Here is a 22,015-nt window from a genome sequence, read left to right as displayed (position 1 = left end):
CATGCGATCAATCAGGGGCCTTCGCGCGATTCTCGCCGCACTCGTCCTGGCCATCACCATGGGCGGGTCCGCCGGAGCGACAGCGGACCGGCGGGCCGGGACGTCTCCGACCTCCATCTCATTACCCGACGGCTTCCAGCCCGAGGGCATCGCCATCGGCCCCGGCCCGTTCGCCTTCATCGGCTCCATGGCCGACGGCTCCATCTACCGCGCCGACCTGCGCACCGGACGCGGCGCGATCATCAGCCGCGGGTCCGGAACACCGTCCCTCGGGATGAAGACCGACCCGCGCGGACGGTTGTTCGTGGCGGGCGGCACGGGCGGCGACGCACGCGTCATCGACTCCCGCACTGGCCGGGTGCTGGCCTCCTACCGGCTGGCAACCGGCCCGGCGTTCGTCAACGACGTCATCCTCACCCAGGGCGCCGCGTGGTTCACCGATTCCACCAACCCGGTGCTCTACAAGCTGCCGCTGCGCGGCGGACGGCTGCCCGCCGCCGCGGCGCGGATCCCGCTCACCGGGGACCTGGTGTACGGCGACGGCTTCAACGCCAACGGCATCACCCCGACTCCGGACGGCCGCGGCCTGATCGTTGTGCAGTCGAACACCGGCAGACTGTTCCGCGTCGACCGGTCCGGCAAGACCCGCCGGGTCAACCTGCACGGCGAGTCATTGCGGGAGGGCGATGGCCTGTTGCTGCGCGGCCGGACGTTGTACGCGGTGCAGAACCGGCTCAACGCCGTGGCCGTCCTGCGGCTGAACGCGGCGGGCACCAGCGGCCGCGTCGTGCGGCGGGTGAGTGATCGCCGGTTCGACGTACCGGCGACCGTGGCGGCCTTCGGGACCCGGCTGTACCTCCCCAATGCCCGCTTCGACACCAGCCCGACCCCCACCACCCCGTACACCGCCGTCGCCATCCCCCGCCCCTGAGCGGCGCTCGTGAGCCGGCGCGACCTCGCCGCCACGTTCGTCTCGGCTGTAGCCGCGGGTGCCGTCGCGCGGCTCCCCGGCAAGAGCTGATCTGGGCCGGGCGGATCAGCGGCCGAATGCCTTCCGGTAGGCGGACGGGGAGGTGTGCATCGAGCGGCTGAAGTGGTGACGGAAGGTCACCGGGCTTTCGAAGCCGACGGCGGCCCCGACCTCCTCGACCGGCGCCGTGGCCGACTCCAGCAGCGGCAGGCTGGCCGCGATCCGCTGCGCGATCACCCAGCGCAGCGGGCTGGTCCCGGTCCTGCGGTTGAAGTGCCGGACGAAACTGCGCTGCGACATCCCGGCGACACGGGCCAGCACCGCCACCGTGATCGGGCGGGAGAGATTGGCCAGCGCCCATTCCATCGTCCTGGCCACGGCGTCGTCGTCCTCGACGGGGGTGACGGCGGCCTCGATGAACTGCGCCTGGCCGCCCTCCCGGTGCGGCGGCACGACCAGCCTCCTGGCCACCGCGTTGGCCACGCCCGGGCCATGGTCCCGGCGGACGAGGTGGATCAGCAGGTCGATGCCGGCCGCGCTGCCCGCGCTGGTCAGAACATCGCCGTTGTCCACGTACAGCACGCCGGGATCGACTCTCACCTGCGGAAAACGCTCCTGGAGCAGCTCGGCGTACCTCCAGTGCGTGGTGGCCGACCGGCCGTCCAGGAGGCCGGCCGCCGCGAGGACGAAGGCCCCCGAGCAGATCGACACGACGCGGGCGCCCCGCTCGTGCGCCCGTCGCACCGCGTCGATGAGCGCGGGGGAGACCTCGGCACGGACGTCCGGCACACCCGGGACGATCACCGTCCGTGCCTCGGCGAACACCTCCAGCCCGTACGTGGCCTGGATGGTGAAGCCGCCGACCGCCCGCAGCGGGCCGTCGTGCTCGGCGCAGACGGCGAGGTCGTACCACGGGACGTCCAGCTCCGGCCGGGGAAGCCCGAAGACCTCGACGACGCACCCCAGCTCGAAAGGGCTCATGCCGTCGTAGGCCAGGACCGAGACGGTGCGGTTGCTGTCATAGCGCCAGAGCATGGCTGGATATTAGCGACATTAGGCATTCATGCCACTCGTGAGGCGGTGGGGGCGCGCTGCACCATTCATGGCAGGAACGAGTTGGAGGTAATCCCGAAATGTCAGCAGTTCTTGCCACGCTGGCCGCCGACGTGGCCGCCGCCGTCGCTCATTTCTCCGCCCGTCTGGCGTTCGAGACGGACGTGTCCGATGTCCACGCCGATCTCAGCGCGGGCGATGCGAGCATCGTCGTGGTCGACTCGCGCAGCGTGGAGAGCTGGCGTCAGGGTCACATCGAGGGCGCGCTGCACCTGCCCACGGCGGAGATCGCCGCACGCGCGCCATCGATCGTCTCCCGCGACGTGACCGTGGTGACGTACTGCTGGGGGCCCGGGTGCAACGGCGCGACGCGCGCGGCGCTGCAGTTCGCCAGGCTCGGCTATCGGGTCAAGGAGATGATCGGCGGATTCGAGTATTGGGCGCGCGAGGGCTTCCCCGTCGTGACCGTCTCCGGCGTGGAGAGGCGGCCCGCCGACCCGCTGACGGCTCCCGTCCACGCCGACGCATGCGGCTGCTGACCTGGTCACATGCGGCCGCTGACCGCGGACCCCGGCTTCATAGGGTGCGCAGGTCGATGGCGTCGGCCATCGCCTGGTAGCCCGCCGGGTTGGGGTGGAGGTGGTCTCCGCTGTCGAAGCCGGGCCGAATCCGGTCGGGGTCGGCGGGGTCGGCGACGGCGCGCTCGAAGTCGACGACCGCGTCGAACGCGCCGCTGGTCCGGATCCACGTGTTGACCGCGTCGCGGATCCGCTCGGCCTCGTCAGTGAGGTACGCGTACCCCTTGGCGGGCAGGAGGGTGCCGCCGATGATCCGCACGCCGTGTGCGTGGGCGGCGCGGATGAGCTGCCAGTAGCCGCCGATCAGGTCGTCGGCACCGACCTTGACCGCGGGCGTGGTGCAGGGCGTGGGTTCCTGCAGGCCCAGGAGGATGTCGTTGATGCCCTCCAGCACGATCACGCTCTTGACGCGGGACCGGTCGAGCACGTCCCAGCGGAAGCGCGCCAGTCCCCGCTCACCCAGGCACGCCGAGTCGGTGAGCAGGCGGTTGCCGGCGATGCCGAGATTGACCACCGGCCGTCGTCCGGCCAGCCTGTGGGCCAGCGCGTCCGGGTAGCGGTCGTCGGCGTCCTGGGTGGCGCCGTACCCGTCGGTGATGGAGTCGCCGAAGGTCGCCACCGCTGCCGCGTCGCCGTACACGTCCACGCCGGACAGGTAGAACCAGGAGCTGTTGGTCTCGGCGAAGGCGGTCGCGCCGAGGTCGCGGAGGTGATCGCCGGTGGCCCGGTAGGAGGTGGCCTGCGCGAGGTTGTGGTAGGTGGCCGGGCCGGTGGCGCCCTGGAAGTAGAGCGTCACGGTCAGCCGCTCGCCCGGCTTGACCGCGAGCCGGACGGGATCGCCGGCGGCCTGCCCGCCGGCGGGGATGTTCACGGAGGCGGAGTGCGCGAAGGTCAGCGGCCGGAGGGTGCCCGCCTGCACGGCGGCGCCCGTGCCGGCCTTGCCCACGCTCGCGCCGGTCAGCCGGAGCGGGCTGCCGCCGTAGCGGTTCGACAGCCGGATCCGGAGCTGCGAACCGCCGGCGGTGACCCGCACCACCTGGCGGACGGAGTGGTCGGCGAAACCTTTCTCCGCCCAGGTGGGATACCAGACGTCGGCCGACGGCTGCTGGACGGCGCTCGCCCATCCCGCTGTCCACCTGCCGGTTTCCGCGTCGGCGGGTGCCGGTAACGCCGTCAATGCGGCGATCAGGGCGGCCGCGGTCGCGATTTTCCACACGTGGGTGCTCCTTCAGTCCAAGACGGGGAAGTTGGCGCGGAAGACGCCATAGGGATCGCGGTCGCGCTTGATCTCGCGCAGCCGGGCCAGGGCGCCGGCGGGGAAGGCTTGGGCGGCGTTCTCCGCCGGCGCGAGGAAGGTGTACGGTTTGCGCCCGCTGACCGCCTGCCCCAGCGCCTCGACCAGGGCTGCCTGCTTGCCCCGCACCGCATCGGCCAGGTGGGGCAGCCGCAGGCCGAGCAGGTAAAGCATGTACGGCTCGGCGAGCGCGCCACCGGCGCCGCCGACGGGATCGGCCTCGGCCAGCGCCCCGCCCAGCTGCCGGACCTGCAGGTTCAGCAGCGGCGCGAGGTCGGCGCCGGCGAGCGTCTCCAGCGTCGCCTCGTCCAGGCCGGTCAGCAGTTCGGTACGGGCCAGCATCGGGCTGGGCTCGATCGGCTCAGCGGCGATCGTGCCCAGGTCGGCGAGGTCCATCAGGCCACGGCTGTCGGAGAGGCTGCCGCCGATCTCGTCGAAGACGGCGAGCAGCGCCTTGGCCTCGGCGTCGTCGCCGAGGTAGGTCACGTCCACCGTGACCATCGGCGGGGCGGGCGGCGGCGGAGCCACGCGGTTGACCCACACCGACAGCTCGCGCGGCGCGTCCGCGGTGACCTGGCGGAAGGCGTCGAACACCGCGGCCGTGCGGGCGGCTGGCCAGACGATCCGTCCGCCGTACACGCTGGGCGCCGGGTACAGCGCCAGCTCGATCGAGGTGATCAGCGCGTAGTCGCCGCCACCACCGCGCAGCGCCCAGAACAGCTCGCTGTCGGATTCGGCGGTGACCCGCACCTGCTCGCCGTCGGCGTCGACGATCTCGAAGGCGCGTACCGAGTCGGCGGCCCAGCCGTACTTGCGGCCGAACCACGAGATCCCGCCGCCGGCGACGAACCCGGCGACCGTCACCGCCGGGCTGCTGCCGGCCGGCCCGGTGAGGCCGTACTTGCCGGTCTCGGCCAGCACCCGGCCCCACCGCACGCCGGCACCGACCCGGGCGACACGCGCCTCCGCGTCGACCTCCACCCGGTCCAGGCGGCCGGTACGCAGCAGGATCACCCCCTGCACATCGCCCGAGGCGCCATGGCCCGACGGCTGGGCGGTGACCGTCAGCCCGGCTTCGCGGGCGTATCGCACCAGCGCCGCCACATCCGCGGCGTTCTCGGCCGTCACCACGGCGGCCACCGGCTGGTGCACGCCCACCGCCCACGGCCGGGCCGCCTCGTCGAACCCGTCCTCGCCGGGGAGCAGTACACGCCCTCGGACGGCATTACGCAGATCCATAGCTGTCATCTCCTTCAGGAATTACCAGGGACTACGAGGGAAGAGGGCCTTCGTGCTGGACGAAGGTGGCGGTGGGGCCGTCGGCTTCCAGCAGGGCCATGGCCACGATCGGTGCGGCGCCTTTGGCTCCGGTCCAGGGTGCGGCCGATCGAGCCGCGCTCGCTGGAGACGTTCACGATGCGGCCCGCCGCCGAGCGGCGCAGCAGTGGCAGCATCTAAGCCGATGCCCTTGTTCGCGCCGGTGACGAGGGCGACCGCTACCATGCCGCGCCCGCGATCTGCCTGGTGGTCGCGTTGAGCCTGTTCCACAGGTTGACGGTGGAGACCGTCATGATCAAGGCGGCGAGCTCGGTCTCGGAGTAGTGGTCGGCGGCCTCGTCCCACACGTCGTCGCCGACCTGACCGCCGTCGGCGAGCCGGGTGACGGCCTCGGCCAGTGCCAGCGCGGCGCGTTCCGCGTCGGTGAAGTACGGGGCCTCGCGCCAGGCGGCCACGGCGAAGAGCCGCTCGTCGCTCTCGCCCTGCTTGCGCAGGTCCTTGGCGTGCATGTCGACGCAGACGCTGCACCCGTTGATCTGGCTGGCCCGCAGCAGCACCAGGTCGGACGTGACCTTGGGCAGCCCGGCCTGGTCGGTGGCCTTCTGGAGGTTCATCAGCGCCTGCATGGCTCCGGGCAGGACGATGGCGGGGTTCTTCATGCGTGCTTGCATGGTCTGTCTCCTGGAGAGTTCTGAACGTTGTCGCTCATATGACTGAGGCGAGCGGGGAAATGTGACCGCCGCGCCGTACGACCAGCATCACGGGGGCGATTGATACATCCGCGATGCATCGACGATGTGGTGATCCGCCGCGGATATAGACTCCTGCGATGCTCGGCTGGAATGTACGGTTTGTGGTTCTGGGTGCCGTGGAGGTGTCGGTCGAGGGCCTGGAGCTTCCTTCGCTCGCCCCGCGGCACCGTGCGTTCCTGGCGTACCTGTTGCTGCATTCCGGCACGGTGCTGAGCGTCGAGCGGCTGAGCGAGGCGATGTGGGGCCCGACGCGGCCGGACACCGCCCGGGCACAGGTACACGCCGCGCTGACGGCGATCCGGCGCACGCTGCGCGCGGCGAACACGGGCCACCTGGTCGAGACCCGGCCGGCCGGATACGTGATCACTCCGGAGCCGGGACAGCTCGACCTACAGGAGTTCACCACGCTCGTGGCCAAGGCGGAGTCCGAGGCGAGGTCCGAACTGAGGTCCGGGCCGGGGTCCGAGCGGGGGTTCGAGCCGGCTGCGGCCGTACGGACGCTGCGTGGAGCGCTCGCCCTGTGGCGCGGGCCCGCCTTCGCCGATGTCCAGGCCCATTTCGCCGAGAGCGCCAGGGCACGGCTGGAGGATCGGCGGCTTGCCGCGATCGAGCGGCTGGTGGAGCTCGAGTTCGCCGCCGGAAGGCACGAGGAGCTCATTGATCAGCTGGCCGCCGAGCTGACCGCGCATCCCTTGCGTGAACGACTGGCCGGGCAACTGATGCTGGCCCTGCGCCGCGCCGGGCGCCAGACGGACGCGCTGGCCGTCGGCCGTGACTACCGCCGCAGACTGGCCGATGAGCAGGGGCTGGATCCGGGCCCTGACTTCCTGGCAGTGGAGGAGACCGTCCTGCGCGGTGAGCCGTCTGCGGCCGCTACGATCCGGCCCCCGGCGGCCGACCTACTCGCCACGGCGAGGCCCGCGGAGGCCGTGCTGCCCGCCGCCGTCACGGCCCGGCGCGAGGCGGCGTTCCTGCCCTACGACATCGCCGACTTCGCCGGCCGCTCCGTCCAGGTGGAGGAGTTGTGCGAGCCCGCCGGCCAGGCGGTGACGATCTCCGCGATCGACGGCATGGCCGGCATCGGCAAGACGGCGCTGGCCGTCCATGCCGCGCATCGGCTCGCCGAGCGATACCCCGACGGTCAGCTCTTCATCGACCTGCACGCTCACACAGCGGGCCAGCGGCCACTTGAGCCCGGGGAAGCGCTGGAGGTGCTGTTGCGGCAGCTCGGCGTGCCGACCGAGCGCATCCCCGCGTCCATGACGGAGCGGGCCGCGCTGTGGCGAGCCGAGCTGGCCGGCCACCGAGTAATGCTGGTGCTGGACAACGCCGCCGACGCCGCCCAGGTCCGGCCCCTGCTGCCGGGCGCTTCGGACAGCCTGGTGCTCATCACCAGCCGCCAGCGGCTCACCGACCTGGATGGCGCGCGGGCCCTGTCCATGGACGTACTGCCCCTGCCCGACGCCTTGGCGCTCTTCACCGGCATCGTGGGCGAGCGTGCGGCCGCCGAGCCCGAGGCGGTCACCGAGGTTCTGCTGCTGTGCGGGTTCTTGCCGTTGGCCGTACGCATCGCCGCCACCCGTCTGCGGCACCGCCCTCGCTGGAGCGTGGACCATCTCGCCGAACGCCTGCGTGATGAGCGCCGCAGGCTCACCGAGCTGGCCAGGTCGGAACGCGGCGTGGCGGCTGCGTTCACCCTGTCGTACCGCCAGCTCACCGCTGACCAGCAGCGGCTCTTCCGCCTGCTCGGACTGCATCCCGGCCGCGACTTCGAACCCTACGCTGCCGCCGCGCTCGCCGATCTCCCCATGGAGCGTACCGAGGACGTACTGGAGGACCTGCTGGACGCGCACATGCTTCAGCAGCGCGTTTTCGGCCGGTACGTCTTCCACGACTTGCTCCGCCGGTACGCCGCGGACCTGGTGGCCGAGCAGGAGCCGCCGCAGGCCAGGGACGCGGCGCTGACCCGGCTGCTCGGCCACCAGCTGACAACTGCGGCGGCCGCCATGGAGGTGCTCTACCCCGACAGCGCCCACCGGCGACCGCGCATCGAACGAGCCACGCTCCCACCGGTCCCGCTCCATGACGCGCCGCAGGCATTGGCGTGGCTGGACGCCGAACGAGCCAACCTCGTCCTGGCCGCCGATCGCGACGTGGCGCACACCAGCCTGCTGGCCACCACGCTGTACCGCTATCTTTACGACCACGCCCACCACGACGACGCCCTCACTCTGTACGGCAAGGCACTGCGGGCCGCCCGGCGCCGTGAGGATCCGGCCGACGAAGGGCGGGCGCTGACCGATCTCGGCTGGGTGCATCAGGTGCGGGGGCGACATGACGTCGCCCGTGAGCACTTCGACCGGGCGCTGGCCGCCTGCCGTACAGCTGAAGACCGGCGAGGTCAGGCGCGGGCGCTGCTCGGCTTGGCCAGGGTGAGTACGGACGAAGGCGACCACGAGCGGGCCAAGGAGGCGAACCTGCGCGCCCTTGAACTGTTCCGCGACATCGGCGACCGGTTCGGGGAGGCCGTGACGCTGGACTACCTCGGCATCGTCCACGAGCGGCTGGGCCGGTACGCGCGGGCGGCCGACCTGCATCGTCAGGCGCTGGAGCTGTCCCGGGAGATCGGCAGCCGAGGCGGTGAGGCCGACGCTCTGGACAACCTCGGGGTGGCCTGCACCCGGCTGGGCCGGCTCACCGAGGCGCGCGACCATCACGAGCAGGCGCTGGAGCTTTATCGGCTCTTCGGCTACCGGCGAGGCGAGGCCAAGGCACTCAACAGCCTGGCCGAGATCGCGGCGACCATGGGAGAGCTCGGCCAGGCCGTACGCCTGCACAGCGCGGCTCTCGATCTGGCCGTGGAGCTGAGCAACCGGAGCGAGGAGAATCGCGCCCGCGAGGCCATCGCCCAGCTCCTCTCCGTACCGGAGACCTCTCGCCGAAAGTGACCAGGGGCTGGCGGTCACTGGTACGACGACGCTTGCGAACGGCACATGTCCTACCGCCGGACCGGCCACGGTCGCCACGACGGACTCGCAGTCGACGGCGGTATCAGCACAGATGGCGGGCGAAGAAACGCAACGCGCTGTCGGCCTCGAAGGCCGGCACGTCCCCGTGCTTGCCTGGGTTGGCGTGCAGCGTCTTCTCGCTCGAAGCCAGGGCGTCGAACAGCGCCAGGGCATCCTCGCGCGGAACCCGCTCGTCGTCCCACTGCATCAGGAACAGCACGGGCACCGCGACCCCGGCGGCGGCCTCGGCCGAGGCCGGCGACGTCCCGCTCAGCCCCAGCACCGCCGCGCGGACGCGCGGCTCGGCGGCGACCAGCGGAATGCCGAGAGCGCAGCCCAGCGACATGCCCCAGTAGCCCACTGGGCCGACATCCCCGAGCGCGTCCAGGACCGTGCGCCATTCCGGGACGGTCTGGGCGGCCAGCAGAGTGTGGAGCTCGGCCAGCAGGGGGAGCGGGTCGCCCGCGCCGGCCATGCGGGCGCGCATCTCGGTGATGATCCGCTCGTGTTCGGCGCTCTTGGGCCGGTCGCCGTGGGCGGGGGCGTCGATGGCCGCCGCCGCGTACCCGGACTCGGCCGCCAGCCGGATGGCGCGGGCCACCACGCCAGGGGCCTGCTTGTGCTGTCCGCCGCCGTGTCCGATGAGAATCAGGGCACGGGGCTCGGCTTCGTCCGGCGTCCACAGTACGCCGGGGATCTCGCCAAGGGTGAACGGTCGTTCGGTGACGCCGTCGGTAGACGTCTGAGAGATGAAGCGCATGCGCGTTTCACGCCTTTCGGGATGCCTTGCGCGGGCCTCCCTAGGCCATGCGAGGGAGGGAGCCCCGACCTGTCACAGCGTTGATCGGTCTCACCTCCTGCGGTTTGATGCGGTGCACGGCGACGCCGAAGTTATCACAAGGGGGCCGCTCATGTTCCGCGAGGGCGAGCGATGCCTGACGCGGCACCAGGGCCGGCGGACGGTCAAGGAACGTCGCGGGCGACGAGGCCGTGTTCGTGGGCGTAGATCGCGGCGTGCACGCGGGTCCGCAGGCCGAGTTTGGTGAGAATCCGGTTGACGTGGGTTTTGACCGTGCCTTCCTCGATGGTGCATGCCGCGGCGATCTCACCGTTGCTCAGTCCTCGGGCCAGGAGGCGTAGCACGTCGTGTTCGCGCGGGGTCAGCAGGTCGAGTTCAGGTGTGGCGGGGCGCGGGGACAGTGCGGCGAAGCGGCTGATCAGGCGGCCGGTGACCTGCGGGTCGATCAACCCCCGGCCCTGGTGCAGTTCGCGGACCGCCGTGACGAGCACGTCGGGATCACTGTCCTTCAGCAGGAAACCGGCCGCTCCCGCGCGCAGCGCGCCGAACAGGTACTCGTCGAGGTCGAACGTGGTCAGAGCGAGCACACGGGAAGCGGATTGGGCGCCGGCGAGACGGTCAATGGCCGCGATGCCATCCATGCCGGGCATCCGCAGGTCCATCACCACCACATCCGGCCGCCGCCACAGCGCCTGGTGCACCGCTTCGGCGCCGTCGGCGACCGTCGCGACCACGTCGATGTCGGGTTCGCCGTCGAGTATGCACCGCAGCGCCTCCCGCGCCGCCTCCTGATCGTCGGCGACCAGCACCCGGATCGTCACCACGCGCTCCCTTCCCCGGGCAGATCGGCACGGACCCGCCAGCCGCCCGTCTCGACCGGTCCCACCGACAGTGTGCCGTCGAGCAGGCGCACCCGTTCCCGCATGCCGCGGATACCCTGGCCCTCGGCCTGGGACGGCGGCGCCGGGGCGCCGTTGTCGAGGACCTCAACGCGCAGGCCGCGATCGTCCTGACGTAGGTCGACGGTGACCTCGCTCGCGGTCGAATGGCGTACGACGTTCGTCAGCGCCTCTTGGACCACCCGGTAGGCGGTGTGGTCGACGGCCGGCGGCAGGACTCCTGCTGTCCCCGTACGGCGGATGGTGATCCTTCGGCCGGCGGAGGTGAGCTGCCCGGCCAGCCGCTCCAGGTCGGCGGTGCCGGGCTGAAGGGCGGCCGGGTGCTCGCTGAGCGTCCGTAGCAGGTCACGCACCTCCGTCAGCGCTGACAGCGACAGGTTCGAGATCACTTCCAGGGCCCGCGTCGCCGAGGTCTCGTCGCGTGTTCGCCGGGCCGCCGCGGCCTGCAGGCGGATCGCCGTCAGGTGGTGGCCCACGCTGTCGTGTACGTTCCTGGCCAGCCAGGTACGCTCCTCGGCCAGCACGCGCTCCGCCTCGGCCCGCTGCACGCGCAGCGACTGACCGGCCCGGTCCCGGTGCAGCCGCAGCGCGTAGCCCGTGGCCACCGGGGCGACACTCATGATCACTATGCTGGTGAGCGCCAACCCTTTTCCGCCGGTCACCATGCCGATGCCCGTCACCCAGCACGTGGAGATCGCCAGCACCAGAGCGGGACGCCGCGGCCGGTGGTAGACGGCCGTGCAGAACACGGCCATCGTGACCAGCATCCCTTCCCAGCGGTGCAGTTGGACCATCCCGGCCAGCGCGATCACCGCGGAGGCCACCGCGGCGGTCAACGGCAGCGCCCGCCGGACGAACAAGGGGAGGCTGACGCCGACGCTGAAGACGATCAGGAGCGGCATGTCGGGCGGGACCGACCCTTCCAGCGCCGTCAGCAGCGCCGCAGCGGTCGCGGCGCCGGCGACGAGCAGAACCTCCCTCAGCCAGCGCATGTCACGATGATGCCGGACCGCAGGTCGTGCCCATGGGCGGGAGTTGTCCGGTGGTCAGGTAGCGGTGCACATGATCGCGGATGCAGGGGTTGCCGCTCAGGTAGAGCGCGTGACCGCCCTTGGCCGCCATGTAGCGGGCGCCGTCGAGTTGTGCCGTGATCCGGCGGGCGTACGCGGGCGGCGCCACGTCGTCGTACAGGCCGCCGGCGATCAGGATCGGGGGCAGGCCGCGAGGCTGTACCGGATGGGGCGGGAAGGGCGTCTTTCGCGGGAGTCCGGTGCAGAAGTTGGCCAGCGGCCACGCGATGGTCCAGCCGATGCGCGGCGCGGCGCGCTTCAGCCGCTTCTCCATGGCCTTGACCTCGCCATATGCGGTCGGGTACGGGAAGTCGGCGCACATCGTGATCCTGCTGAAGTCCGGATCGGCCGCGCCGGTGGACGGCTTGGCGAACCGGGTGGCGTCGCCGGCGGACGCCTCGGCCAGGGACTTGGCCAGTTCGGGCCACGTCGCATCGAACGTGACAGTCGCGCGGGAGGCGATCAGGGTCGCACTGGCCGCTGCTCCGGCGCCGGCACCGGGCGCGGGGATCGGCCGCTTGGCGGCGCGGTCCATGACCTCGTCCCACACCTGGAGCACGTCGCGGCCGTGGAGCGCGCAGCTCTGGTCGGTGGCGCACCACTCGGCGAAGCGATGGAGGTTGTCCTCCTTGACCTTCGCCTTGGGCAGGAGCCATTCGGCCCACGATCGGTTGGTGTGGTCGATCGGGCTGTCCAGGTACATGCGGCCGACACGAGAGGGGAACTTCTCGGCGTAGGCCACACCGAGGACGGTGCCGTAGGAGTTGCCGTAATAGTGGAGTTTCTGTTCGCCCAGCGCCACTCGGACGGCCTCCAGGTCGTGGGCCCCTTGACCGGAGTCCAGGCTGCCCGCGAGCGGGCCGGCGGCCTCGGCGCAGCCGAGGCCGAAGCGGTGGTTCTGCTCTGTGTACCGGGCGTAGGTGGCGCGGTCGGGGAACACCCACTCCGCGTTCGCAGCCCACGGCGCCGGGTCGGGGCAGCGCACCCCGGTGCTCGCCTCGAATCCGCGCGGGTCGAAGACCACGACGTCGAACCATTGGGTCAGGTCGGCGAAGGCCTGCTTCGCCTGACGCATGACCGAGATCTGCTGGGCGGGGCCGCCCATGTTGAGCACGAGCGTCCCCTTCTTGGCGGCCGGGTCCCTGGCGGGCAGCTTGGCGAGCCCCAGCGTGATCTGCTCACCCTTGAGGACGGCCCAGTCGGCGGGTACGGTGAGCCGGCCGCATTGCAGGCCGTCTCCGCAGTCCTGCCAGGAAAGCTTGGCGCCTGCCGTCGCTGTCGCCGGTGCCGCCGCCACCGTGGAGAGCAGCATCGTGCCGAGCACGGCGAGGATCGTCTTCTTCATGACCCTCAGCCTTGCCGGACGGCCTGCTGCCGGTCGTCCACCTTTCGATAGATCCTCGCGTGCGCACTGGCGAGCGCGGCGACCCGCGCCTGCCCTGGGTATGGCCCTCCGCCCGCGTTGCATCGGACGTACCCGTAAAGACTGATTAGTAGCTAAACATGACGATGACCACACTCGCATTCTCAGAAATGAGGAGTTGTGGAAGCGGGAAGACCCCGGCAATGTGCGGGAGATCGCCGGGGTTCTTGATGTTCACGTCGGCGGCTAGGGGCGTGTTTCCGCCGGCCGGCTCACCTCATCTCTTCATGTCTTGTTCGGCGTTGCCGGAGGCCACTGGCCAGGCGTGTAGGTTCACCGCCATGCTGAGAGCTTCACTCGGCGGGGCGGCAGACGGTGCCGGGTGGAGGGAGGCGCAGGCTGGTCAGGTAGCGGTTGACGTGGCCGATGATGCAGGAGACGCCGCTGTTGTAGAGCGCGTGGCCGTTCGACTGGTATTGGACCGCCACCGAGCCGGGTACGTGCCGTACGAGGTCCGCGGACGAGACGAAGTCGGTCCAGGAGCCGACGCCGAGGAATGGCGGCAGTCCCTTGGTGGGCAGCGGCTCGAACGGGTTGGTGACGGGGGTGGGCCAGCCGACGCAGCCGAGCCGGTGCCACAACTCGATACCGGAGAAGTTGGGCAGCAGCCGCTCCCCCTTACGGCGCTTTTCGCGGTATTCCTCGTAGGAGTTGTATCCCATGCCATCAGGGCAGTGGGTCATGTTCCCGCCGACGACCGACGGGACCTTGAGGCTGTACGTGCCTTGCCGGACATAGTCGGCGAATCCGGAGGCGTCGCCGCCCACGGCCCGTTTGATCGCTTCGGCGAGTTGCGTCCATCGCGGATAGTCGGGCTTTTGACCAGGCGAGATGATGCTGGGTGCGGCGGCCTCCTTGATGTCGAACCCGCTGTAGGCGACCTGCGACTGCTCTCCTCTGATCGGGATCGGCGAGCGGTCGGCGCGCTTGATCAGCGCCCGCCAGACGTCGCCGACGTCCTGGCCGTGCAGGGCGCAGGCGGTGGTCGCCGCGCACCAGGCGCCGAAGCGTTCGAAGGACTTCTCGCTGGTGAGCATGATGAACTCCGCGTTGTCCATGGTCGGGCTCATCGTGCCGTCGACCACCACCGCCCGGACGCGGGCGGGGAACAGGCGGGCGTAGGTGACGCTGGGGATACCGCCGTAGGAGGAGCCGATGAAGCTCAGCCGCTCCTCGCCCAGCGCGACACGGATCGCCTCCATGTCACGCGCCACGGACGCCGAGTCGAGGTGGTCGAAGTACTCCGGGTCGGCGGCGCGGCAGCGCTGCGCGGCCTCCCGGTTGCGACGGCCCAGCTCGGCGTACTCGGCAGGGCTGTCGGGCAGAGCGATCCACGGGCCACCGATCAGACACTTGTCCGGCAGCACGCCCTTGTCGACGGTGTTACGCGGTTCGACGGTGACGATGTCGAAACGTTCGCGCAGCTCGGAGAAGCTGCCCGCGTACCTGCTCAGGTCCTTGACACCAGAGCCGCCCGGGCCGCCGGGGACCGCGAACACCGCGCCGATGCGGCGTTGGACACCTGTGTTCGGCAGCATGCCGACGGTCAGGCGGATCTTCCTGCCGGATGGCTTGGACCAGTCCACGGGCACCTCGATCGAGGCGCACCTCATCTCCTTGGACAGTTCCTTGTCCGCGCAGGCCGCCCAGTCCAGCGAGGACGGGCCAGAGCCGGGCGAACCGGACGCGGCGGCGGGCACCGCCGACACCAGGACGGTGACAGCCGCACCGATGGCCAGGGCCCTGATCCGGCGTCCCCTGAGCGTGATCGCCGTCGCGCCCGCCGTCAGTGCGGCGATCACGTACGCGACCAGCAGCCCCGCCGCGGCCGCGGGCGACAGCTGCCCGCCGCCGACCCCCGCGATCTGGAGCGGCAGATTCTCGATCATGAACGAGCCGACCTGGGCGCGCAGGGGCGAGGGCAATGTCTTGGCCACCACCGGCAGCACCACGATGATCACGGTCAGCACGACCAGGGCGCCGGGGGTGGAGCGGACGGCGGCCCCGACGCCCAGCCCGATCAAGGCGAACGCCGCCATCGACAACCCAGCGGTGATCACCGAGGCGAGCACGCCCGGCTCCGACAGTGGCGTGCCCAGTGTCTGGCCGTCGCGGAGCAACTGGCCGGCTCGGTCGCCGAGCACCACCATGGCGGCCGCGTGCATGGCGAACGCCAGAATCTGACCCGCCACCAGCGCGACCGCGGCCAGACCCGGGATCTTGGCCAGCAATAACGCGTGCCGGCGCGGCACGGCGACCAGGCTCGTCTGGATCATCTTGGTGCTGTATTCGGAGGTGATCGTGAGGGCGCCCAGCGTGGCGAAGACGAAGTAGGCGACCGCGATCCCGTTGCCGAGGCCGTCGCCGTTGCCGGGGAAGGTCATTCGCTCGTCAGGCGACTGGTTGTCGAACCCGCGGCCGATCATGAACGCCACGCCGGCGCAGGCCAGGACGGCCGCCACCGAGCAGGCCAGCAGGTAGAGGTTCGAGCGGAGCGAGCGGAGCTTGAGCCACTCGGAAGCGATCACATCGATCATCGGACGGCCTTCCTGCCACCGGCCTTGTATTCCGTCATCGGACGGCCTCCCCGGCACCGGCCCGGTATTCCGTGCTGTCCTCGGTGAGCCGCATGAAGGCCTCCTCCAGGGAGGCGCCGCGCGGGGACAGCTCCGCCAGCGCGATACCGCCGGAGAGCGCCAGTACGCCGATTCTGGCCGCGTCGAGATTCCGTACGGACAGGGCGCCGTCGTCCTCGGGGATCACTGTCGCACCGTGCGTGTCCAGAAGGGCGGTCAGGCGGGCCGGGTCGGGCGTGCGGACCAGCACGTCGCGCTGGAAGTGGCCGGCCAGGGCATCGATGGGGGTGTCGGCGATCAACCGGCCCCGTCCGATGACGATGACATGGTCGGCGGTGAGCGCCATCTCGTTCATCAAGTGGCTGGACAGCAGCACGGTGCGGCCCTCGTCGGCCAGCGAGCGCAGCAGGTCGCGCAGCCAGCGGATGCCCTCCGGGTCGAGGCCGTTCAGCGGCTCGTCGAACATCAGCACCCCCGGGTCCCCGAGGAGCGCAGCCCCGATCCCCAGGCGTTGCCGCATGCCCAGCGAGAAGCCGCCGATCCGCTCGTCGGCGACGCCGGTCAGGCCGACCTGCTCGAGCACGGCGGCCACCCGGGCCCGGCCGATGCCGTTGCTGCGGGCCAGGCAGGCGAGATGCGCCCGCGCGCTGCGGCCCCCGTGCACAGCCCCGGCGTCGAGCAGCGCTCCCATTGAGCGCATGGGCCTGGACATTGACGCGTATGGACGGGCGTTCACCAGGGCCTTGCCCGCGAGGGGCACCTCCAGGCCGAGCACGACGCGCATGGTGGTGGATTTGCCCGCGCCGTTCGGGCCGAGGAAGCCGGTTACCAGTCCCGGTTTCACGCTGAACGTCAGGTCGTCCACGGCGACCTTGTCGCCATATCTCATGGTCAGCCCGCTCACTTCGATCACGGCCTGGCCTCCCTTCGTCGATTGACGGCCGCCAGCTTTCCGGCTCGGGCCGTCGATCTCGATGGGCGTGCGCCCACCGGCCGGGGCGAAGATTCCCACCTCCGGAGGTAGGCCTAGACCTACCGACCGCGCGCCGCGCATCGGGCAGACTTCTGGCGTGACCGGCATTCGACACCTCATCGCCGCAGGTGGTGGGCTGCTGCTCAACGTGTGGCCGCGTTGGTGCTGCTCGCTGCTCGACGCGCTCGTTCATGGTCGTCCGGATGTCGCCGTGGTCGATGTGCGGCTGCCGCCCCGCTGAGTCGGCGCTGGTGACGGGGGCGGAGGGCGGGGCGCTCCTGTGGCGTGGATGACTCCTCTGCATGGTTCCACCGGGCGCCCCGCGCGGTGCTACAGGACCGCGCCCGTGCCCTGCCGGCGGCGTTTGCGCGGCTGGGGCGGCTGGGGTGGGGGTTGCTTGCTGAGGCGTTCGAGCTCGATCGCGAGGGGGCCGGCCACGAACGATGACGACGCGGTCCCCACCACGATGCCGAAGATGAGCGCGATGGCGAAGTCGCGCAGCGTGTCACCGCCGAAGACGGCCAGCGCGGTGAGGATGAACAGGGCGCCCAGGCCGGTGTTGACGGTACGCGGCACGGTCTGCAGGATCGCCGCGTTGACGATGCCGGGGAAGCGTGTCTGCCGCGAGGCCTGCCATAGTTCGCGGACGCGGTCGAAAACCACCACCTTGTCGTTGATTGAGTAGCCGATGATGGTCAGCATGGCTGCCAGGAAGACCCCGTCGATGGGTTTGCCCAGCCAGGCGAACAGGCCGAGCACAGCGAGGGTGTCCACGACGAGGGCCATCACGGCGGCGGCGCCGAACGTCCAGCGGAATCTGACGGCCAGGTACAGCAGTTGTGCCGCCAGCGCCACGGCGAGCGCGATGAGCGCGTTGCGGCGCAGTTCGTCGCCCAGGCTGGGGCCGATGAGCTCGTCGCGTTGCTTGGTCACTTCGCCGAGGTGGGTATCGAGTGCCCGCTCGATGGCGGCGGTGTCGTCGGCGCTGATCTGGCCGGCACGCACGGACACGCTGGTGCCGGAGCTTTGCACGTTGGCCGCCGGGTGGCCGGCCTCGGCCACCGCCTGCCGCGCGGTCTCGGCGCTCACCGGTTGCGCGGCTGTGTACTCGAGCATCCGACCGCCGGTGAACTCGATGCCGAGGTTGAGCCCGTGCAGGGCCAGCCCGGTCACGGCTGCGGCGACCAGGGTGGCGGCCGCGGCCAGCCACCGTCGGCGCCCGGCCATCATGGACGGGTTGCGCCGGGTGATCCAGGCCCTGACCCGGCCGTGCACCGCCAGCCCGGACAGCCGGGCCAGCCGGGGGCTGGTCCCGCTGAGGATGAGGTGGGTCAGGACACGGGTGATGAGCATGGCGGAGACGAGTGAGGCAAGGACGCCGACGGCCAGCGTCACACCGAATCCGCGCACCGGCCCTGAGGCCAGCCAGAACAGCAATCCGGCAGCCAGGAGCGTGGTGATGTTGGAGTCGGCGATGGCGCTCCAGGCGTTGGCGAAGCCTCGGTCGAGGGCGGCGCGCAGGCCGCGGCGCGGCGCGCGGCCATACTCTTCACGCGCTCGCTCGAAGACCAGCACGTTGGCGTCGACCGCCATGCCGATGGCCAGAACGAATCCGGCTAGGCCGGGCAGGGTGAGCGTCGCGCCGAGGGCGAGCAGGGCGGCGTAGGAGATGAGCCCGTAGGCGGCCAGCGCGAGGGCGGCCAGCAGCCCCGACAGCCGGTAGGTGAGGATGATGAACAACGCGGTGAGCAGGACACCGGCGATGCCTGCCTTGGCGCTGGCCTCGATGGCCTGCGCGCCGAGCGTGGGGCCGACGGTGCGCTGCTCGATCAAGGTGAGCGGGACGGGCAGGGCGCCGCCCTTGATCAGCACGGCCAGGTCTTGTGCCTCCTGGTGGGTGAAGGAGCCGCTGATCTGGGTGGATCCGCCGGGGATGCCGATCTGGCAGGGCACGCTCGCATCGACTTGGGGCGAAGAGATGATCTCGTTGTCCAAGACGATGGCGACCCGCCGCTGGGGGTTGCTCGGGCTGTGGCAGGCGGCCTCGCCGGTCAGCCGCTGCCAGGCGGCGGCGTCGCGGAAGTCGACGGTGGCGAACCAGCCCGGCCCCTGCTGCGGGTCGTTGCGTGCGGCGGCGTCGCTCACCCCGTCGCCGGTGATCGCGGCAGGGCCGAGCCGCAGGCGTTGCCCGCCTTCGTCGGCCAGGACTTGCCCGGACGCGCCGATGCCTCTGCTGGTGGGGGTGCCTTGATCGGCGCTGGTGTCGTCGGCTTGTTCCAGGACCGGGTGGAAAGTGAGCTGGGCGGTCTTGCCGATGACTTCGGCGGCCTGGCGGGGGTCGAGCACCCCGGGCAGCTCGACGATGATGCGCCGATCGCCGGAGCGCAACAGGGTGGGGTCGACCACGCCGAGCGCGTCGGCGCGCCGGCGCAGCACGTCCAGGGCACGGTCGGTGGCCTCGGCGTCGGCCTTGACTGTTGAGGCGTCTCGGGTTTCGAAGACGAGTTGGGTGCCACCGCGCAGGTCCAGCCCTAGACGTGGCGGTGTGGTGACGGTGAACAGCAGTGCGGTGGCGGCGATGGCGCACGCCGCCACCGCGCGCCAAAAGGGCGCGCGGGACATGAAGCCTCCACGGGCTGTCGAAGAAGGAAAGGGGACGTCAGCGCGTCGTGGAGGGTGGCGCTCGGGCCGGCGCCTGACGGGCGGGCGGCTGAGGTGCCGCGGTGAAAGGCCGGGCGAGGGTCGTCAGGGGCCGTGCCCGTGGCCCGGGCCGTTCGGTGGACGGCAGTACGGCCGGCCACATCGGCAGCGCGGGCGCGCTGCGGGCGGGATGCAGCCGGGGCAGGGCCGCGTCCTGCACGGCGTGCTCGGACGGGCCGCTCCACCAGGTCGCAGGCGTTGCGGTGCCGGGCAGCTGGGCGCTGCCAGGCGCGGGGTCCAGCAGGAAGGTCGACAGCAGCAGGAGCAGGACGGCGGGCAGTCTGCTGCGCACGTCTCCTCCTGACAGGTCACGGGTCGGCTCTTGGCGGTCACCGTACCCCGGCCCCGGCGCGGATCGCACCTGCGATGGAACGGCATGCCCTTTTTCGCGCCGTCTGGGCTATGGTCTGCCCTATGACGGGACCGTGGAGAACACCACGAGGGTCCATCGCGTTCGCCGGCGTGATGGGTCTGGTCCTGCTGTGCTTGGTGCTGGCCGGCGCCACCGGCAGTGCGAGCGCCGAAGGCCCGATCGCGCCTGAGAATTCGCTGTCCGGCCTGGCATGGAGCCCGGACGGTGGGGGCGGTGACGTGCCCGGTCTGCCCCCGCAGGCGGGTAGCGCCCGTGAGCACCACGTGCTGGCGCTGTGGCCGCCGTTGCGCGGCGAGCGTCACGATGAGCCCGCTTATCTGGCGCTGTCGGCGTCGCCTGGCTCGAAGGTCGATGAGCTCCGCGATCCGCAACAGCTCGCGCACCGCACTGCGGGATCGCGCAGCCCGCCGCTCATCTAGCTGACGCTACCTCTCTCCGAAGGGCTGCGGCCGCTCGTGCCGTGGATCCTGACGCCGCATGTCCCGAGCCCATGGACTGCGCCCTGGTGGGGCTGGTCCATGCTCGCCGTCGCCTTCGGAGCCCTCTCGCGGTCCCTGCAGCAGGGCCGTGTTCCTGTACTGCCTTGTTCCTGTACTGCCTTCCTTTGGCCTCAGCAAGGAGCCGATCATCGTCATGTCCGTTGTCGAATCAGTTCACGCCTGGCCGCGGCCGGAGCGGCCACATCCGGCATCGCCGGGAGGTGCGAGGTGAGCACCGCGCAGCGCTTCGTGGCGCTCGACCTGGGTACCGCGCGTACCCGGTCGCTGTCATTGAGCGGGTTCGCCATCGTGGACCGGCCGTCGTCGGTCACCCGGCCGCCGGCCGGCTCCGGCCTGGCGGCCGCGCTGTGGCCCGTCCGGCACGGCATGGTGGCCGACCCGGACGCCTGCCGGCGGCTGGTGCAGCGGCTGCTGCAGGACGCCCAGGTATCGGGGAGCCGGCCGCGATGGGTGCTGGCCGGCGTGCCGGTGGCGGCCTCGCCGGGCGATCGCCGGGCGGTCCGCGCCGCGGTCGCCGAGGCCGCCGGATGCGAAGTGGGCCTGATGGAGGAGCCGCTGGCCGCAGCCGTCGGCGCCGGCCTGGACATCCTCGATTCCCGGCCCTGCCTGGTCCTGGACGTGGGGGCGGGCATTGTCGAGGCCGTCGCCATCGCGGACGGGGCCGTCACCGACGCGGTCGCCCTCCAGCTCAACGCCACCACCGGCGAGGGGCTGGTGTCGTATGCGCTAGAGGGCGTCATCGAGATGACGGCGGGCCTGGTGCGTCGCCTGCCCGCCGCTTCGCGTCCGGCCGCGCGCGAGCGGGGTCTGACGGTCACCGGCGGCGGTGCTCACCAAGAGCAGTTGCTGGCCCGCCTCCGCGCCGCGCTTCGCCTGCCGGTCACAGCGACGCACCAGCCGCAGCACGCCACCATCCGCGGCCTGATGCGCCTGTGCCTGCAGCCGGCTCTGACGGCCGCCCTCGCCCCGCGCGTCCGCTGACGTCTTCGCTTCGCAAGAAAGGACCTTCGATCATGACCGACAGCCACGCGACCTCACACCTCAGCAGCGTGCAGCTTGAGTCGCTGCGCCAGGAGCTGACCCAGCAACGGGAGCAGCGCAGCCGGTACCTGGATAGGCTGAGGGCACAGGAGCAGGACGGTAGCGGCGCCGACGGCACCTGGCAGGAGCTCCTCGCCTCGATCACCGCCGCCGAGCGCGCCGTCGCCGAACTCGCTCAGGCCTACGACAGGCTGGAGGCCGGCACCTACGGCCGTTGCGGCCACTGCCAGGCGGCCATTCCGTTCGAACGGCTCAAGATCCGGCCGCTGGCCCGCAATTGCATCGACTGCCAGCGGCGGCACGAGGCCGCCTGACAACCAGTGAGAGGGGAGCGGGGTCGCCCCGCCCCCTCTTGGCATCCGGAGCCGCACATGATCACATTGGACCGCCTGGTGAACGTGCTCGGCGGGTACGGCGTACGGTTGTGCGGCCGTCCCGAGACCCGCTCGGCCTGGCTGCGCAGCGTGGCGGTGCCGGATGCCACCGACCGCCACGTCACCGGTGATCTGCTCCTGGCCGTCGGCACCTCCTCGATCGCCGAGGCGGTGCGGTGGGCGGCCGCCGCCCGCGCCGCGGCGGTCCTGGTCCGCCCCGTCGAGACCGCGACCGGGACCGGCGCTGACGCCCCGTGCGCCTCGCCGAGCGCGGCGGCCGATCTGATCGGCCATGACCGGCTCAAGGCGAACCTGGGCCTGGTCTCCAATCGCATCGCCGACACCGAGATCCCC

Annotated in this window: 19 protein-coding genes and 1 pseudogene; 8 read left to right on the top strand and 12 right to left on the bottom strand. The window is 71.2% G+C overall.

Annotation, left to right across the window (positions count from 1 at the left end; translation table 11 throughout):
• The first annotated feature begins 1 nt into the window (after window position 1).
• Entirely contained in the window at window positions 2-931 is a 930-nt protein-coding gene (locus tag AB0C30_RS52360; protein ID WP_357958646.1) for a superoxide dismutase, read from the top strand.
• A 105-nt stretch (window positions 932-1,036) separates the two neighbouring features.
• Here the strand turns inward: AB0C30_RS52360 and ftrA are convergent, their stop codons facing one another.
• The gene (gene ftrA / locus AB0C30_RS52355) at window positions 1,037-2,005 is read right to left on the bottom strand and encodes a transcriptional regulator FtrA (protein WP_357958643.1); all 969 of its coding nucleotides are present in this window, start codon (window positions 2,003-2,005) and stop codon (window positions 1,037-1,039) included.
• A 98-nt stretch (window positions 2,006-2,103) separates the two neighbouring features.
• Between ftrA and AB0C30_RS52350 the strand changes: the two genes are divergently transcribed.
• Window positions 2,104-2,562, top strand: coding sequence for a rhodanese-like domain-containing protein (locus tag AB0C30_RS52350; protein WP_357958640.1), 459 nt, complete (start codon window positions 2,104-2,106; stop codon window positions 2,560-2,562).
• 37 nt (window positions 2,563-2,599) lie between these two features.
• Here AB0C30_RS52350 and AB0C30_RS52345 read toward each other — a convergent pair whose 3' ends face one another.
• The 3 genes from AB0C30_RS52345 to AB0C30_RS52335 form a co-directional block, all read right to left on the bottom strand.
• On the bottom strand, window positions 2,600-3,817 hold the full coding sequence (locus AB0C30_RS52345; protein ID WP_357958637.1) for an SGNH/GDSL hydrolase family protein: 1,218 nt from the start codon (window positions 3,815-3,817) through the stop codon (window positions 2,600-2,602).
• A gap of 12 nt (window positions 3,818-3,829) precedes the next feature.
• Window positions 3,830-5,134 carry an FAD-binding oxidoreductase gene (locus AB0C30_RS52340; protein WP_357958634.1) on the bottom strand — a complete coding sequence of 435 codons (1,305 nt, stop codon included), beginning with the start codon at window positions 5,132-5,134 and terminating at the stop codon, window positions 3,830-3,832.
• A 257-nt stretch (window positions 5,135-5,391) separates the two neighbouring features.
• Complete coding sequence (locus tag AB0C30_RS52335) at window positions 5,392-5,844, bottom strand: carboxymuconolactone decarboxylase family protein (RefSeq protein ID WP_357958631.1); 453 nt, start codon at window positions 5,842-5,844, stop codon at window positions 5,392-5,394.
• 158 nt (window positions 5,845-6,002) lie between these two features.
• Between AB0C30_RS52335 and AB0C30_RS52330 the strand changes: the two genes are divergently transcribed.
• A complete protein-coding gene (locus AB0C30_RS52330) occupies window positions 6,003-8,873 on the top strand; it encodes a BTAD domain-containing putative transcriptional regulator (RefSeq protein ID WP_357958628.1) in 2,871 nt (956 codons plus the stop codon).
• Window positions 8,874-8,976: 103 nt separating this feature from the next.
• On the opposite strand, the gene AB0C30_RS52325 is transcribed toward AB0C30_RS52330, so the two are convergent.
• From AB0C30_RS52325 to AB0C30_RS52300, 6 genes are all read right to left on the bottom strand, one after another.
• Window positions 8,977-9,693, bottom strand: coding sequence for an alpha/beta hydrolase (locus AB0C30_RS52325; RefSeq protein WP_357958625.1), 717 nt, complete (start codon window positions 9,691-9,693; stop codon window positions 8,977-8,979).
• Between the two features lie 203 nt (window positions 9,694-9,896).
• On the bottom strand, window positions 9,897-10,553 hold the full coding sequence (locus AB0C30_RS52320; protein WP_357958622.1) for a response regulator transcription factor: 657 nt from the start codon (window positions 10,551-10,553) through the stop codon (window positions 9,897-9,899).
• Window positions 10,550-11,623, bottom strand: a complete 1,074-nt coding sequence (locus AB0C30_RS52315) for a sensor histidine kinase (RefSeq protein WP_357958619.1) — start codon at window positions 11,621-11,623, stop codon at window positions 10,550-10,552. Before AB0C30_RS52315 ends, AB0C30_RS52320 begins: the two co-directional genes overlap by 4 nt.
• 1 nt (window position 11,624) lies before the next feature.
• The gene (locus AB0C30_RS52310; protein ID WP_357958616.1) at window positions 11,625-13,046 is read right to left on the bottom strand and encodes an alpha/beta fold hydrolase; all 1,422 of its coding nucleotides are present in this window, start codon (window positions 13,044-13,046) and stop codon (window positions 11,625-11,627) included.
• Window positions 13,047-13,417: 371 nt separating this feature from the next.
• Complete coding sequence (locus AB0C30_RS52305) at window positions 13,418-15,661, bottom strand: alpha/beta fold hydrolase (protein ID WP_357958614.1); 2,244 nt, start codon at window positions 15,659-15,661, stop codon at window positions 13,418-13,420.
• Between the two features lie 34 nt (window positions 15,662-15,695).
• Window positions 15,696-16,613 (bottom strand): ATP-binding cassette domain-containing protein, encoded by a 918-nt coding sequence (locus AB0C30_RS52300; RefSeq protein WP_357958611.1) that lies wholly within the window; start codon window positions 16,611-16,613, stop codon window positions 15,696-15,698.
• A 157-nt stretch (window positions 16,614-16,770) separates the two neighbouring features.
• On the opposite strand from AB0C30_RS52300, the gene AB0C30_RS52295 reads away from it, so the two are divergent.
• Complete coding sequence (locus AB0C30_RS52295) at window positions 16,771-16,914, top strand: hypothetical protein (protein ID WP_357958607.1); 144 nt, start codon at window positions 16,771-16,773, stop codon at window positions 16,912-16,914.
• A gap of 89 nt (window positions 16,915-17,003) precedes the next feature.
• Here the strand turns inward: AB0C30_RS52295 and secD are convergent, their stop codons facing one another.
• On the bottom strand, window positions 17,004-19,295 hold the full coding sequence (gene secD, locus AB0C30_RS52290; RefSeq protein ID WP_357958604.1) for a protein translocase subunit SecD: 2,292 nt from the start codon (window positions 19,293-19,295) through the stop codon (window positions 17,004-17,006).
• A gap of 37 nt (window positions 19,296-19,332) precedes the next feature.
• A complete protein-coding gene (locus tag AB0C30_RS52285) occupies window positions 19,333-19,665 on the bottom strand; it encodes a hypothetical protein (protein WP_357958601.1) in 333 nt (110 codons plus the stop codon).
• A gap of 122 nt (window positions 19,666-19,787) precedes the next feature.
• On the opposite strand from AB0C30_RS52285, the gene AB0C30_RS52280 reads away from it, so the two are divergent.
• The 4 genes and pseudogenes from AB0C30_RS52280 to AB0C30_RS52265 all read left to right on the top strand — a co-directional run.
• Window positions 19,788-20,165, top strand: coding sequence for a hypothetical protein (locus AB0C30_RS52280; RefSeq protein ID WP_357958598.1), 378 nt, complete (start codon window positions 19,788-19,790; stop codon window positions 20,163-20,165).
• Window positions 20,166-20,453: 288 nt separating this feature from the next.
• Complete coding sequence (locus AB0C30_RS52275; RefSeq protein WP_357958596.1) at window positions 20,454-21,227, top strand: rod shape-determining protein; 774 nt, start codon at window positions 20,454-20,456, stop codon at window positions 21,225-21,227.
• A gap of 32 nt (window positions 21,228-21,259) precedes the next feature.
• Complete coding sequence (locus AB0C30_RS52270) at window positions 21,260-21,601, top strand: TraR/DksA C4-type zinc finger protein (RefSeq protein ID WP_357958594.1); 342 nt, start codon at window positions 21,260-21,262, stop codon at window positions 21,599-21,601.
• A gap of 57 nt (window positions 21,602-21,658) precedes the next feature.
• A pseudogene (locus AB0C30_RS52265) lies at window positions 21,659-22,015 on the top strand (hypothetical protein); the annotation flags it as partial.

Source organism: Nonomuraea sp. NPDC048901, from assembly GCF_040649695.1.
GTDB lineage: Bacteria > Actinomycetota > Actinomycetes > Streptosporangiales > Streptosporangiaceae > Nonomuraea.
The sequence above is the reverse complement of the archived record's forward strand: the minus strand, read 5'-3'. Positions and strand labels throughout refer to the sequence as shown.